Origin of the sequence: Rufibacter sediminis (assembly GCF_014269285.1) — a bacterium.
Taxonomy (GTDB): Bacteria; Bacteroidota; Bacteroidia; order Cytophagales; family Hymenobacteraceae; genus Nibribacter; species Nibribacter sediminis.
On the sequence record NZ_JACOAF010000030.1, the window covers coordinates 143,362 to 158,336 of the forward strand.

Annotated in this window: 11 protein-coding genes; 2 read left to right on the forward strand and 9 right to left on the reverse strand. The window is 53.9% G+C overall.

Annotated elements, in window-relative coordinates; genetic code table 11:
• The first annotated feature begins 3 nt into the window (after window positions 1-3).
• Together gcvP and H7U12_RS12610 are read left to right on the forward strand one after the other, a co-directional pair.
• Window positions 4-2,919 (forward strand): aminomethyl-transferring glycine dehydrogenase, encoded by a 2,916-nt coding sequence (gene gcvP / locus H7U12_RS12605; RefSeq protein ID WP_186638457.1) that lies wholly within the window; start codon window positions 4-6, stop codon window positions 2,917-2,919.
• 294 nt (window positions 2,920-3,213) lie between these two features.
• A complete protein-coding gene (locus H7U12_RS12610) occupies window positions 3,214-3,837 on the forward strand; it encodes a DUF4136 domain-containing protein (protein ID WP_186638458.1) in 624 nt (207 codons plus the stop codon).
• A 99-nt stretch (window positions 3,838-3,936) separates the two neighbouring features.
• Here the strand turns inward: H7U12_RS12610 and H7U12_RS12615 are convergent, their stop codons facing one another.
• The 9 genes from H7U12_RS12615 to H7U12_RS12655 form a co-directional block, all read right to left on the reverse strand.
• Entirely contained in the window at window positions 3,937-5,922 is a 1,986-nt protein-coding gene (locus H7U12_RS12615; RefSeq protein ID WP_186638459.1) for an OmpA family protein, read from the reverse strand.
• A gap of 18 nt (window positions 5,923-5,940) precedes the next feature.
• The gene (locus H7U12_RS12620; protein WP_186638460.1) at window positions 5,941-6,894 is read right to left on the reverse strand and encodes a PorP/SprF family type IX secretion system membrane protein; all 954 of its coding nucleotides are present in this window, start codon (window positions 6,892-6,894) and stop codon (window positions 5,941-5,943) included.
• Between the two features lie 34 nt (window positions 6,895-6,928).
• Window positions 6,929-9,145, reverse strand: a complete 2,217-nt coding sequence (locus H7U12_RS12625) for an ice-binding family protein (RefSeq protein WP_186638461.1) — start codon at window positions 9,143-9,145, stop codon at window positions 6,929-6,931.
• Between the two features lie 474 nt (window positions 9,146-9,619).
• On the reverse strand, window positions 9,620-10,504 hold the full coding sequence (lipA, locus tag H7U12_RS12630) for a lipoyl synthase (protein WP_186638889.1): 885 nt from the start codon (window positions 10,502-10,504) through the stop codon (window positions 9,620-9,622).
• 69 nt (window positions 10,505-10,573) lie between these two features.
• A complete protein-coding gene (locus tag H7U12_RS12635) occupies window positions 10,574-11,323 on the reverse strand; it encodes a hypothetical protein (RefSeq protein WP_255897093.1) in 750 nt (249 codons plus the stop codon).
• Between the two features lie 403 nt (window positions 11,324-11,726).
• Window positions 11,727-12,065 carry a bacillithiol system redox-active protein YtxJ gene (gene ytxJ, locus H7U12_RS12640; protein WP_186638462.1) on the reverse strand — a complete coding sequence of 113 codons (339 nt, stop codon included), beginning with the start codon at window positions 12,063-12,065 and terminating at the stop codon, window positions 11,727-11,729.
• 36 nt (window positions 12,066-12,101) lie between these two features.
• On the reverse strand, window positions 12,102-12,437 hold the full coding sequence (locus tag H7U12_RS12645) for a hypothetical protein (RefSeq protein ID WP_186638463.1): 336 nt from the start codon (window positions 12,435-12,437) through the stop codon (window positions 12,102-12,104).
• Window positions 12,434-12,718 carry a hypothetical protein gene (locus H7U12_RS12650; RefSeq protein ID WP_186638465.1) on the reverse strand — a complete coding sequence of 95 codons (285 nt, stop codon included), beginning with the start codon at window positions 12,716-12,718 and terminating at the stop codon, window positions 12,434-12,436. The genes H7U12_RS12645 and H7U12_RS12650 overlap by 4 nt, the downstream gene beginning before the upstream one ends.
• Window positions 12,719-12,818: 100 nt before the next feature.
• Window positions 12,819-14,798: an alpha-ketoacid dehydrogenase subunit alpha/beta gene (locus H7U12_RS12655; RefSeq protein ID WP_186638467.1), complete on the reverse strand. Its 1,980-nt coding sequence runs from the start codon at window positions 14,796-14,798 to the stop codon at window positions 12,819-12,821.
• Window positions 14,799-14,975 lie beyond the last annotated feature (177 nt).

Below are 14,975 nucleotides of genomic sequence, written 5' to 3' on the forward strand. Positions count from 1 at the left end.
TAAATGATCTTTAAAACCAAGCCTGCCGATATCTTCAAAGAGCGCCACAACGGCCCTGTGAAAGAACAGATGCAGGACATGCTGCACGTCATTGGCGCAGCATCTCTAGACCAACTCATTGACGAGACCGTTCCGCCGGCTATCCGCTTGAAAAAACCGTTGAACTTGCCCGCCCCTTTAACGGAGCGTGATTTCCTGCGGAAGTTTGCCAAGATTGCCAAGCAGAACAAACTCTACAAGTCTTACATCGGGTTGGGGTACCATGACACCATCCTGCCGCCGGTGATTCAGCGCAACATTCTGGAGAATCCAGGCTGGTACACGGCTTACACGCCGTATCAGGCCGAGATCGCCCAGGGCCGTTTAGAGGCGCTGATCAACTACCAGACCCTCATCATTGACCTGACCGGCATGGCCATCGCCAACGCTTCTTTGCTGGACGAAGCCACCGCCGCCGCCGAGGCCATGAACCTGCAGTACTCGCTGCGCAAAGGCAACCGCAAAAACGCGAACCGCTACTTTGTGTCTGAGCAAGTATTGCCGCAAACCATTGACGTATTGCTTTCCCGCGCCACGCCGCTGGGCATTGAACTGGTGCAAGGCGATCACCGCGAGCTGAATATCCAGGACGACACCTTATTCGGTGCTTTGGTGCAGTACCCTGCCGCCGATGGCGAGGTATTTGACTACACCGATTTCATTTCCCAAGCCCACGAAGCTGGTGTACCGGTGGCCGTTGCCGCTGACCTGTTGAGCCTGACCCTGTTGAAATCACCAGGTGAGATGGGTGCCGATGTAGTAGTTGGTTCTTCGCAGCGTTTTGGCGTGCCCATGGGCTACGGCGGACCACACGCCGGTTTCTTCGCTACTAAAGACGAGTATAAGCGTTCCATCCCGGGCCGTATCATAGGTGTTTCGCAGGATGCGTTCGGGCAGAAAGCCTATCGTATGGCCTTGCAGACGCGTGAGCAGCACATCCGCCGCGAGAAAGCGACCTCTAACATCTGTACCGCGCAGGTATTGCTGGCGGTAATGGCCGGTATGTACGCCGTGTACCACGGACCACGCCGCCTGAAATACATTGGTCTGAACATCCATAGTCTGACCCAGATTCTGGAGAAAGGTCTGGAGCGTTTAGGTTTTGAACAACTGAACGAAAACTATTTTGATACGCTGAACCTGCGTATTGAGAGCGCTGAGTTACAACAAGCCATCCGTCAGGAAGCCGAAGCTGCTCAAATCAACTTCCGTTACTTTGGAGACAACAACATAGGCATTTCCATCAACCAGAACACTGATCTGGATGAGGTGAAGGATATTTTGGCCGTTTTCGCGAAAGTAGCCGGGAAACCGGATGCCACGCTGGAACTGGACGCTATTCCGGAAGAAACCGAGATCACCTGGCCAGAGTCCCTTATCCGGACTTCTCCGTACCTGCAGGCGGAAGTTTTCAACAAGTACCACTCTGAGAGCGAGATCCTGCGCTACATGAAGTACTTAGAGAACAAAGACTTCTCCTTGGCACATGGCATGATTCCGCTGGGTTCCTGCACCATGAAACTGAATGCCACCGCCGAGATGATTCCGGTGACCTGGCCAGAGATTGGGCAGATGCACCCATTTGCCCCGGCTGATCAAGCTCAAGGTTACGCGCAGATTTTCCAGGACCTTGAAGCTTGGTTATGTGAAGTGACTGGCTTTGCAGCCATGAGCTTGCAGCCAAACTCCGGTGCCCAAGGTGAGTATGCCGGCCTGATGGTGATCAGAGCCTACCACGAAGCGCGCGGTGACCATCACCGTAACATCTCATTGATTCCTTCCTCGGCGCACGGCACTAACCCTGCCTCGGCGGTAATGGCGGGCATGAAAGTGGTGATTGTGAAGTGTGATGAGCGCGGAAACATTGACGTAGCTGACCTGCGCGCGAAAGCCGAGGAGCACAAAGACGACTTGTCTTGCCTGATGGTAACCTATCCGTCTACCCACGGGGTGTACGAGGAAAGCATCATTGAAATCTGCGAGATCATTCACCAGAACGGTGGCCGCGTGTACATGGACGGTGCCAACATGAACGCCCAGGTAGGCTTGACCTCTCCGGCGAACATCGGCGCTGACGTGTGTCACCTGAACCTGCACAAGACCTTCTGTATCCCTCACGGTGGTGGTGGACCAGGTGTTGGACCAATTGGGGTAGTAGCGGATCTGGCTCCTTTCCTGCCAGGCCACGCGGTAGTAGACTTAGAGCGCCCAGAAGCTATCAACGCAGTATCGGCGGCACCTTGGGGAAGCGCCAGTATTCTGCCCATCTCGTATGCCTACATCAACATGATGGGCGGCGAAGGTTTGACCGAGGCTACCAAAATGGCGATCCTGAACGCGAACTACATCAAAGCGCGCTTAGAGGAGCATTACCCGGTGTTATACGTTGGCTCCAACGGCCGTTGCGCCCACGAGATGATCTTAGATTGCCGCTCTTTCAAAAAGGCCGGGGTTGAGGTAGAAGACATTGCGAAGCGTCTGATGGACTATGGTTTCCACGCACCCACCGTATCATTCCCGGTAGCGGGTACTTTGATGGTGGAGCCAACCGAGAGCGAGAGCAAAGAAGAACTGGACCGTTTCTGCGACGCCATGATCTCCATCCGTGCCGAAATCCGCGAGATTGAGGAAGGTGCTGCTGATCAGAAAAACAACCTGCTGAAAAACGCACCGCACCCGGCCCACGTGGCCCTGGCCGAGAACTGGACGTTCCCATATACCCGCGAACGCGCCGTTTATCCGGTTCCTTACACCCGTACTGCCAAATTCTGGCCAACCGTAAGCCGGATTGACAGTGCCTACGGCGACCGTAACCTGGTGTGCAGCTGCGCGCCAATTGAGGCCTACAACGAGCAAGGCGAAGAAATGAAAGCCGTTTAAGCTTAATCCACTTACCAAGCATTGAAACGCCTGCGGAGCTTCCGCAGGCGTTTTTGTTTTAGGCGTGATTTAACTAAAACAGCCCTAAAACGGCTTTGGGTAAGAGAGCAGAAAATACGCTTTCAAAATAAACCGAACGGTATAATACAGGCACAGTTTTTGCCTTGTAATTGCACGAAAAGAACATCCCTAGAAACCATCTTTTCCGCTTAGTTGTTACTTACATGAAGCGAGAAAGCCATTTTAAAGGTGTTTTTTTCTCTTTCTTTCACTACACTAAAACTGTACAAATCAATGAGACCATTTAATAAGATAGCGAAGTTGGTAACGGGAGTAATGATGGGGTTGCTGGTGTTAGGTTTCACTGGTTGCGCCACTACCTACAACGTTGCCACTGATTTTGACAAGGGCACCAATTTCCAGGCGTACAAAACTTGGCGCTGGTACCAGGACCAACCGGTAGCCAAAGATTCCACCAGCCGCAGATACACCACGTTTTTAGATAAACGGGTGAAAAACGCGGTGGAGACCGAGATGCAGCGCCGCGGTTTCACCAAAGCCTCCGGACAGGAGAAACCAGACATGTTGCTGGCGTACGATTTCACTATCGAGAACCAGCAGCGCGTACGTCCTGACTTTATGAGTATCCCGTCTATTGGCTATGGTTACTGGTACGGTTATCGGTATGCATATACTTATAACCGGCTGTACAACACTTCTACCGTGCAGGATTACCAGGAGGGAACCTTGATTCTGGACGTGGTAGACACCAAATCCAATGAACTGATCTGGCGCGGCAGCAGTGAAACCGCCGCCACCGAGCGTTCCTTAACCGATGAGAAAGTTCAGGCCATTGTTTCCAGCATCCTGGCGAAGTTCCCGCCTCAGGCCGAGGAGAGAGCCACGGCCCGCCGTTAATGACCTGCTTTAGCAAAAACAGCCTTAAAACAGAAGCGCCACCCCATTGAGGTGGCGCTTCTGTTTTAAGGCTGTTTTCAGGAAAACGAGGCCGAAACGTTACTTGATCTTGAACTCCGTACGGCGGTTGAGTTGGTGCTGGTCTTCGGTACATTCCACGCCATCGGCGCAGCCGTTGATCAGGACGGTTTCGCCGTAGCCTTTCCAAGTGAGTCGGTTTCGGGCGATGCCCTGGCTCACCAGGTATTCCACCGCTGACTGGGCCCGGCGCTCAGAGAGCACCTGGTTGTAGCCGTGGCCTTCGCGGCTATCGGTGTGCGAACCTAGCTCAATCTTAATGCTGGGGTTGTCTTTGAGCATTTGTACCAGTTTGTCCAGTTCTTTGGCGGCATCTGGCCGGATGTTCCATTTGTCCAGGTCATAATAGATGTTCTCCACGGCAATGACCTGGTTCTTCTGGCTCTTGTCAAAGATGAGCGTCACGCGCGTGGTATCGGCTAGTTTCACCGTGTCAATGGCCACAATCGCTGATTGCGTGAGATACCCGAATTTGTCCCCGATCAGGTCATAGGTGGTTCCTTTCTGCACGCCAAACTTGTATTCGCCGTTGCGGTCAGAGAAAGCGACCACCGAGTCATTGGTTTCTTTGGGCGTCAACTTCAGGCGGACATCGGCCAGGGGCTGGTTGATGCTGCGTTTGCCTTTCACCTGTACGCGTTCCAAAGTGGTCACAAACAGTACGGCGTTGCTCAGCAGTTTGAAGGAATAGATGTCATCGGTGCCGTTGTTGCTGTCGCGGTTAGAGGACAAGTAGCCGACCTGGGCATTGTTCGCCCCGCGCATGAACACCATCCCGAAATCATCTTTGGGCGAGTTTACCGGCGCGCGCAGGTTCTCAGGTTTGCTCCAGGTGGCGCGGCTGCCTTTCACTTTGAACACATCCAGGCCACCGAAGCCGGGGTGCGTGTCTGAGGAGAAGTACAGGGTACCGTTCTGGTCGAAGCCCGGGAACATCTCTTTGCCCACGGTATTCACCATGTTACCGGCGTTCATGGGCTGGCCCCAGGTGCCATCGGCTTGCAGTTCTGCGTAGTAGATATCGGTCTCGCCGTAGCCGCCGGGTTTGTCTGACACAAAGTACAGCACTTTTCCATCGGGGGAGATGGCGGGGTGGCCCACGCTATACTCTTCCACTTTATTATGGGCGAAAGGCTTCACCTCGGTCCAGTTGGCCCCGTCGCGGCGGGCCGAGAAGATCTCCAGGCGGTTCACATAGTCACTGGAGAGTGGCTTTTTCACCCAACTGGTGGGGTCTACGTTCACGTCTTTCTGTTTCTTCTCCACCATGTGGGTGCGGGTGAAGTACATAGTGGTGTTGGCAGAATCAAGCACCGCCGGGCCGTCATGGTACACGGAGTTTAACGTGCTGCTGGCGATGGTAGGCATTTGCCAGGTGCTGTCTGCGTTGCGCTGGGCGTAAAACATCTGCAGGTAAGGCCGACCAGTCCAGCCGTAGGTACCGGCGTCCACGTCTTTCTCGTTGCTCACGTTGCCGCCCCGGTCTGAGGTAAACAGGATACCCTGGTCATACACCGTCGGGCTGAAATCAGCGTTACCGGAGTTGATCTGGGTTTCGTTCACCACAATGGCGGAGGCGGGCTCTTCTAGCAACTTCAAGGCCGCGTCTGAGGCCTGGGCTTTTGCGTTAGCTTTGGCCGCCTCGGCGGGCACTTTCCGGGCGTAGTCCTGGTACTGGGTTTTCGCTTCGAAGTACTTCCCGTTGCTCCGTAAAGCCTCGGCATAGTAATAAGTGTTGATCGGGTCTGCCTCGGGCATGGCCACAACTTTGGCGTAAGCTTCCTCGGCTTCTTTCGTGCGGCCCGTCAGGCGGTACGCATCGGCTAAGCGTTGGGCACCCTGCAGGGTTGGCTCCTTTTTGGCGAATGCTTCCTGGTACTCCTCAATGGCCAGGGAATAATCAAAGTTCTCGAACAGCCGGTCGGCTTTGCGGGTCGTTTGGCAACCGTTTAAAGCTAGGCTACCGGCAAGAAAGGAAAGTAAAAGTGATTTGTATATGTTATGCATAGAAGCGTCTCGTTAGAATTAGAAATACCGGGGGGTTACCATTTTGGTGGCTTCCTTTCTCAGGAAACTGTAGCCAACGGATATTTCATGGGTGCTCAAATCATTCAGGTTACCGTGCAGCGTAAAGTCATGGGCATAGCCCAGGCGCAACCGCTTGGTCACGTACAGGTCCACCATGGCCACCACCGCATCTTTAGAGGAAAGCCCCTTCGCCTCGAAGTCATTCTTGAAGATGTTCATGGCCGTGCGGTAGCTGGCGCCTAACCAGATGCGCTCACCAAAGAGGAAAAAGGCATTCAAATCCACGTTGGTCGGTCCATCGAAGTTCTCCTTCAGCATGATGCTGGGCTTCACCTTGATGTTGTGGCTGAGGTCGGCCACGTACCCCACGTTGAAGAAGTAATGGCGCTCCGGGTCATAGTTGATGTCCTTGTCGATGCCCAGCAAATCGGTCACGGAAACGCCCGCGTAGAAGCGCTCGGTGTGGAAGAAAATCCCCGCTTTCAGGCTGGGGCTCCAGGTGGTTTCCTTTTGGGCGGCAATAACCGCCGGATCTTCCTGGTCGTTCCCGGTCACCAGTTTTGAGCCGTTCACCGCAAAGTGGGAAACGCCCGCGGCCAACCCGAACGAAAGAATACCAGTCTCGCTGACCGGCAATTTCACGGCGGCGTCTACCTCAATGTTCTTGCGGTTCTGAGCGAAGATCTCATCTCGGGTGGCATGGAAACCCAGGCCTAAATGTTTGTTCTTGGTAAGCCCGTCAATGCTGAAAGTCTGCGTATTGGGCGCTCCCTGCAAGCCCACCCACTGGGTCCGGTGGAAGGCGTTGAGGGTAAGCGTTTCCTTACTGCCAGCATAGGCCGGATTAATGACCAGTTGGTTGAAGATGTACTGGGAAAACTGTGACCGGTGCTGTGCCCAACCGCTCCCCGCGGCCAGCATAGTGATCAGTATGATAAAGATTCTTTTCATTTCTAAGGGAAATTAATGTTTGAACTACCTGCGTTTAGCGCACTACCTGTACCGGCCCTCTGAATACCTGGTCTTTGCCGTCACAGCCGCGCACGCGCAGGACATAGAAGTAAGTGGCTTCTTCCAGGCCGGTGGCCCGCCAGTCATTCTTGTAGTTTTTGGTTTTGTAGATCTCGTTGCCCCAACGGTTGTAGACGGTCAGGTCATTGTCAGGGAAGTTCAGCAGGTTCCGGATCACGAAGGTGTCGTTGATGCCGTCGCCGTTCGGGCTGAACACCGTAGGTACCACAATCTCGGTTCCGGCGTTGGCGGCTTTCACCTCCACGGAGGCTCCGTTGCTGGCGCAGGTAGAGGCTCCGGTGCTGGCCGTTACTTTGAGCATTCCTACAGCGTTAGCGGTAGAGGCTTTCAGGGTCACGGTTGTTCCGGTAGTGGTGGTGCTGTTATCAGCGAAGGTGAAGCCGGCCGGCGCGGTCCAGGTGTAGGTGACACCCGCCACCGGGTTGGAGATGGCGTAGGTCAGACCGGTACACGGTCCGCTGTTGTCCACAATCACCGGGGTAGCCGGAGGAATGCTTGGGGTCACGTCTGCCGTAGAAGCAGTAGCGGTACCGCAGGCATTGGAAGCTACTACCGTTACTCTTCCGGGGCCAGTTCCTGCTTTTACTTGTACTTGCGTGCCAGTAGCAGCCCCTATTCTTTCCCAGCCGGTGCCAGACACGCTCCAGGTATAGGTTACTCCCGCTACCGGCTGACTGATGCTGTATTGATAAGTAGTACCCGCGCACAGCCCGGTTTCAGGACCCGTAATCACCGGCGCCACTGGGGCTGTTCTCACCACCAGTTCAATTGGGAAGGCAAGGCTGTTCTGGCAGTTACCCGTGGTTACGGCCACTACCGTGATCGGATAGGTACCTGGAGCAGTGGTGGCGCTTGCTCTCACCGTGAAGGACGTCAAGGTTCTGGCTTCAATAGTCAGGCCGCTGTTGGCCGGAGCCACAATGGCAAGGCTCGTTACACCCGCAGACACGTTGCTCACCGTGAAGGTAGTTGTTCCGCCTACGCACACTTCCTGCGGTCCCACCACATTAGGCCTGGCCGGACGCACGCAGATGGTAGCTTCATCGGTGTCGCCGTTGTTCTCGATAACGGCAATGTTGGTGATTTCTCCCAAGGCCACGGTTCTGGCGGTGATGCGCAGCGTAGCGGTTTGGTTTGCCGGCAGAGTGCCGATGGTCCAGATACCGGTAGTGGCGTTGTAGGTTCCTTTGTCCGCTTCAGCGGGTGGCACCAGCGTTAAACCTTCCGGCAGTTTGTCTTCCACGGTAACATTAGTGGCATCAGCGGCCCCGGAGTTCGTCACCCTGATGGTGTAAATGACATTGTCGCCCATGGTTACGGTGGTGGCATTCACCGCTTTGGTGATGCTCAGTCTGGCGGTCCCCGGAGTAGTTCCGCCCCCGCCGGTGTCTCCATCTCCGCCGTCTCCGTCATCACCTCCACCTCCATCGTTGGTCGTGAGCGGCTCTGGCAAAGAAATGTTATTGTTGTTGAGCGTTACGGCCCCGTTTGTAGACAGCACCCGTCCTACCAGCGTGGAGTTCAGGCTAAGGAAGGCATTATTCTGCACGATGAAGTTCCCGCTCAGGGTAGAAGGCGTGGCCAACATCCCTCCGGTGCCAATGGTCACATTGCCGGTTACCCGGAAGAAAATATTATTGGGTGTGGCGTTGAAAACGTTGATGGCAGAACCAGGCTCAATGACCAGGTCACCATTCACCTGGATAACAAACACCGAATTGGGGTTTCCCTGTCCGTCAAACTTCAACCGGCCATTGATACGGGCGTTACCGTCAAATTTGTACACGCCACGGGTGAGCAGGGCGCCCCTAACGGCCGCTTCACCGGGTGTGAAGCCTTCGCCCAGGGTTTGCCCGGTCAGGTTGCGGGTGGGCGTCAATTGCCCTAATTCGTTGTATACCCGCACTACCTCGGTTTTGGCACTGGCCGCAGCCGCCGTGCCTCGCTGGGTGTCTCCGAGCACTTTGCCCGTGGGGAAACCAACTACCGCCGTGCCGGGCGAGGTACCCAGGTCTCCGTAAATGAGGCTGCTACCAGTACTGGTAACGGTACTACTCCCTAACACCGCATATTCACGGGCGGCTCCTAACGAGGGAGCCGTTAGGGTTTGTGCAGTTGAAGAGGAAAAAACAGCGAACAATGCTGTCAACACAAGTAAAAGTTTCTTCATACGAAGGGATAAAGGAAGTTGTGGTAATAGTTAATCTCAGATATTCCTATATAGGAATACAGCCCCTGCATGTACTTTGCTTTAGAGCAAAAGTTTTTACTTGTTGGAAAGATGCAAACTGAGAGAAAAGGACAGAAACGTGTGTTCTGAGGGCAAGCTAGGCTACTTGGTGCTTTTTAAAAATCTCAAGATTGAGAAAATGCTTTTTCAAAGCGCAGATGGGTAGATATCTCCGCAAGGTACTTCTAAATAATTGAGTAAAGACTTTTATTTCAGAACTCTTGCGGAAAACCACACCCATTCGTTTAAATACGATTTTATTATTTTTATTCAATTTCAGATCCGCGCATCACCCTCTTAGATTTCTTATAAACTGTAGCAAACCGATACGAATAGTCCAAGTAACACCATAAAAAAAGCCCCGCTGGTCAGCGGGGCTTTTTTTATGGTGTTTTGGTAAAAACGGCTCTAAAACTATACGTGCACGTGACGCTCGGCGTGGTAAGAAGACCGCACCAGAGGGCCGGACTCTACATACTTCAAGCCCCGGCGCAGACCTTCTTCTCTGTAATGCGCAAACAGATCGGGGTGAATGAACTCGGCAACCTCCAGGTGCATTTTGGTAGGCTGCAGGTACTGGCCCAAGGTAAGAATATCCAAGCCGTTGGCGGCCAGGTCATCCATGGCCTCGTACACTTGCTCCTGCGTCTCGCCCAAGCCCAGCATGATGCCGGTTTTGGTGCGCTTGCCGTACTCCTTGATGCGTCTGATTTGCTCCAGGCTGCGGTCATACTTGGCCTGAGGCCGAACCTGGCGGTACAGCGCTTTCACGGTCTCTACGTTATGCGACACTACTTCCTGCCCAGCAGAGATCATCACTTCCAGCGCTTCCCAGTTGGCTTTCACGTCTGGGATGAGCGTTTCAATGGTGGTTTCCGGAGAAAGCTTCTTAATCTGCACGATGGTTTCATGCCATACACTGGCGCCACGGTCTTTCAGTTCGTCACGGTTCACCGAGGTGATCACGGCATGCTTCACGCCCATCAACTGAATGGCTTCCGCTACGCGGCGAGGCTCATCCAGATCATATTCGTTCGGTCTACCCGTGGCAACGGCACAGAAAGAGCAAGAGCGGGTACATACGTTGCCCAGAATCATGAAGGTAGCCGTGCCGGCACCCCAGCACTCTCCCATGTTCGGGCAGTTACCGCTTTCGCAGATGGTATGTAGTTTATAGGTATCTACCAGTTGTCTGACTTTGGCGTATTCTTTGCCTACCGGCAGTTTCACGCGCAGCCAGTCTGGCTTACGGGTTTTAGTTTGAGCTTCTGCTGGTTGGATAACCGGCAACGCAATCAATTGATCCATGGCACAAAGGTACTAAGTGAGGAGCGGATAGGCAAAAAACAGCCAAAGGGAAAGGATCGTTCAACGGCGGCGCCCGTAATACAGGGTCAGGTACACAGAGGTGAACAAATTACGGTTGGGAGCCTCCGGGATCATGGTCATGTCTCCCGCAAAAGTCTCTACCAGCATGCCTACTTCAATCCCCGTTACGCTCTCCATATAGCGGCCGTACTCAAAGGAAACCCCGGCCTTGGCGTGGGCCCCCACCCTGAAACTTGGTTCGCTCAGTCCTTTGAAAACACCGGGAGCCCCTACAATCATGCTTTCGTTATTATGGATATCAGGGTTGAATTGCTCTGTACTGATTATGACCGGACCAGACAGATAATATCGTTGCGTGTTTTGGTCATAGACGTAATTGCTCCGGTCATAGTCAATAAAGTAAGGAGCCAAGATGCCCAAGGAAGGCCCGGCCGCCAGAATACCGTTCACCTGTACGCCAGACTCAGCCGCTTTCCGGAAGAAGGTGTACTCCCGCCCGTACTGCGGCCGCAGCACAAACAGGTAATTGCTTTTTCCTCTCACGAAAGAAGCCCCGTTCTGCAGGTTCTGCACCGGGTTCTCCTTTTCATGTTTTACCTCTACCCCTTCCAGCGCCCAGAACTGGTACCATTTACCATCCATGTGGTACACCTGCTTGATCATGGCACCGCCCAGCAGCCCACCATTGGAGTTAAAGTTGAGTCCGTAGGTGAACTCCCTGGAATAGCCTTCCTCTTCTTCTATTGATTGGGCGAACACCAACCCGACAGGAAGAAAGCATGTGATCACAAGCACAAGTAGAAATCTGCGCACAGAGCAAAAGGCTAAGTTTTTATTAAATGTAAATAACTTTACAGGCACCTGCAAATCTTAAATAACGTAAGACAATAAGATTTCAACGCGTTCACTTCCCCTGGAAAGCCCCACCCTTCAGCAGACTGAACTGCCAAAGACAAGGATATAAGACTTTCCTCTAAACAGAACTCGCCCCGGCATCCAGAAGGCAAGGCCAAGGCCGAACATCACGCACCCTAGTTGGCCGCTGCTTACAGCATAACCAGACAACCCCGGTTTCTGTTTTGTCTCCAATGAAACAACGCTGATATAGAACGCGATAGCACCTGCTTTTGGTATAAAAAAATCCCGTTGAAAACATTCTCAAGGGAAATGGTTTCAACGGGATTCAATTCACTCAGGAAGCTAATTTTTTCACCTCCTGCAAGCTGATTCCTAAATGGGAACCGTGGTACTGGCATTGTCCGTCTTTGATCAGCAAGAGCTGCGGAGACTCATGCTTCACGGCAAACGACTGCGCGATTTCCGCGGAGACGGGCCGATGGTTAAGCAGGTCCAGGTAGTACGGTTTTACGTTCCCGAGGCCCGCGTCTGCCCACTGGCGCTCTAGCCGGCTTTTGGCCGTGGCACTGATGGAGCACGTAGTACTGTGCTTAAAGATGACCACTGGTTGTTCTTTTGACTCCTCTTTGATCTGGGCTATCTGTTCAATACTGTTTATCGGATTCCACTGCATAGTTCTTGATCGCTAAAATACATAAAGCAGAACGCCTCAACTTCTTCTGTTCCGGGGCTGGACGTTCTTTTTGGTAAACACTTTGGGTTTGATAACGGCGGTCCCGTCTTCATTGATGGGCATCTGGTCTCGTTTCTTCTTCTTTTTCAGTTTCCGGCCGTTTTCCCCCATTTTGAGGTTGTACGCGCTTACATCCAGATGTGATTCACTGAAATCAGATTCCACCTTTTTAGCCGCTTTGAGGCTGTTCTTCACCTCGCGCTTCTGCTGGCTCTTGGTGGTAAAGGCGGTCTGGGCCGCGGCCTGTTGGGCTACTCCCAAAACCAGCACCACCACTACACTTAAAAAAATAGAGCGTAACGTTTGTTTCATCCTAGTCCTACTTTTCCCAGTAAACCCTGCTTCCGTTTAGGGGTAGGGATTTTGGTTTTCTTCTTTTTAAGCAATCCCTGTTTGTCGTACTCCATGTCGCGGCCGCCGTAATCGCGGCCTTCGTTGGCCTGGTCTTCCTGGGTCACTTCTTTCTTCTTGAAGAAGGAGAACTTCTTCTTCCCGGAGACATCGGGGCAGGCAATCCGGTTGGAGTTGCAGCCTCCCAATATCAGGCCCATGGACAAAACCACCAACCCTACTGCAAAGCGTGTCTTTTTCATACCTATATTCAAGTTATGGTATACGTATATCAGGCTATATCGGCCGAAGCAGTTTCGGGGCTGTTTTCTGGAAAACGGCCCCGAAACACGCTCGCCTTTTCTAGAAGCTGAGCAGCGCCTCCACTTTCTCCCGCAGCCGTTTCACGGGCAGGAACTCCTGCTCTAGCGGCGGGGCAAACGGAATAGCCGTATCCAGGCCGCCCACGCGCACCACCGGTCCGTCTAACTGGGTGAAGCAGTTCTCTGAAATCCAGGCGGCAATCTCCGCGCCTATGCCGCCGGTAAGCGTGTCTTCGTGCAGCACAATCACGCGGCCGGTTTTGGTGACGGTCTGGCGCACGGCTTCCTTGTCCCAGGGCAGCAGCGAACGCAGGTCCAGGATATCGGCCGAGACGTCTGGCATGGTGTTCAGCAGCTGTTTGGCCCAGTGCACGCCCATGCCGTAGGTGATGATGGAGAAGTCGTTTCCTTCCTGCGCCAGGCGGGCTCGCCCGATTTCCACGGTATAGTAATCGTCCGGGATGGCTTCTGACAGGGCGCGGTACAGCAGTTTGTGCTCAAAGAACATCACCGGGTTAGGGTCTTCAATGGCCGCGTTCAGCAGACCTTTAGCGTCATACGGCGTAGACGGATACACAATCTTGAGCCCCGGCGTGTGGAAAAACCAGGCCTCGTTGCTTTGCGAGTGGAACGGACCGGCCGCTGCGCCCGCGCCCGTAGGCATGCGCACCACCACATCGGCGTTCTGGCCCCAGCGGTAGTGGCTTTTGGCCAGGTTATTCACAATCTGGCTGAAACCGGCGCTCACGAAATCGGCGAACTGCATCTCAATCACCGACTTCTTTTTCCGGATGGACATTCCCAACCCGATGCCCAGGATCGCCGACTCGCACAAGGGTGTGTTGCGGATGCGCTCCTTACCGAACTTATCCACAAAGCCTTCGGTCACTTTGAAAACCCCGCCGTACTCGGCAATATCCTGGCCCATGAGCACCAGATCGGGGTAACGCTCTAGGCTTTGGCGCAGGGAATCGGAAATGGCATCCACGAAGCGGCGCTCCGAGCGGGCGCTGTCTCTGGGTGCGATCACGTTCTGGATAAACGGTTGGTACATGTCCGCGATTTCCTCCTTCACATCCGGCGTAGGCATGGCCGTGTTGCCCGCCACTTCCAGCCCGCGCTCAATCTCCTCGCGGAACTCCTCGCGGATGGCCGCCAAGGTTTTCGGCGTGAGTACTTTCTCGTCCAGCAGGTATTTCTCAAAGTTCTCCACCGGGTCTTTCTTGCTCCAGCGCTCAAACAGCTCCTGCGGCACGTACTTGGTGCCCGAAGCTTCCTCGTGCCCACGCATCCTGAAGGTCATCGCCTCAATTAACATGGGGCGCGGGTTTTTTCTTATGCTGTAGGCGGCTTGGCGCACGGTGTCATACACTTCCAGCACGTTGTTGCCGTCTATCTGCAGCGCGTCTATGCCGTAGGCCGGGCCTTTGTCAATGAAGTACTGGCATTTGAACTGCTCGTTGCTGGGGGTAGACAAGCCGTAGCCGTTGTTTTCAATCATGAAGATTACGGGCAGTCCCCACACAGCGGCTACGTTAAGCGCCTCGTGGAAATCGCCTTCGCTCGCGCCGCCGTCGCCGCTGTACACCAGGGTCACTTTCTCGCGCTTGTCCAGCATCTCGGCTAAGGCAATGCCATCGGCCACGGCCAGTTGCGGGCCCAGGTGCGAGATCATGCCCACGATGTGGTGCTCGTTCGTCCCGAAGTGGAAGGAGCGGTCACGACCTTTGGTGAAGCCGGTTTTCTTGCCCTGGAACTGGGCAAACAGGCGGTCCAACGGAATGTCGCGGCAGGTGAAAACGCCCAGGTTGCGGTGCAGCGGCAGAATATACTCATCGGGGTCCAGCGCCAGGGTGGAACCCACCGAAATCGCTTCCTGCCCAATGCCCGAGAACCACTTGCTCACCTTGCCCTGGCGCAGCAGAATCAGCATTTTCTCCTCAATCATGCGAGGCTTGAGTATGCCGCGGTACAAATGCAGCAACTCATCGTCTGTATAGTCTTTTCTGTTGAATTTCATGGTTTTCGCGTTAGCTGCGAGGCGTAAATTTACGGCAATCCCTGACGGAGCGAAATAGTAGCCTAGTTATTTTTACTTTTGTCGTTTCGGGGCTGTTTTTCAGAAAGCGGGCCCAAAAAGGGAACGCCGCCGGGGCTGTTGCAACACCGCCTCCTTCGCCGCGTTATGTATGATACC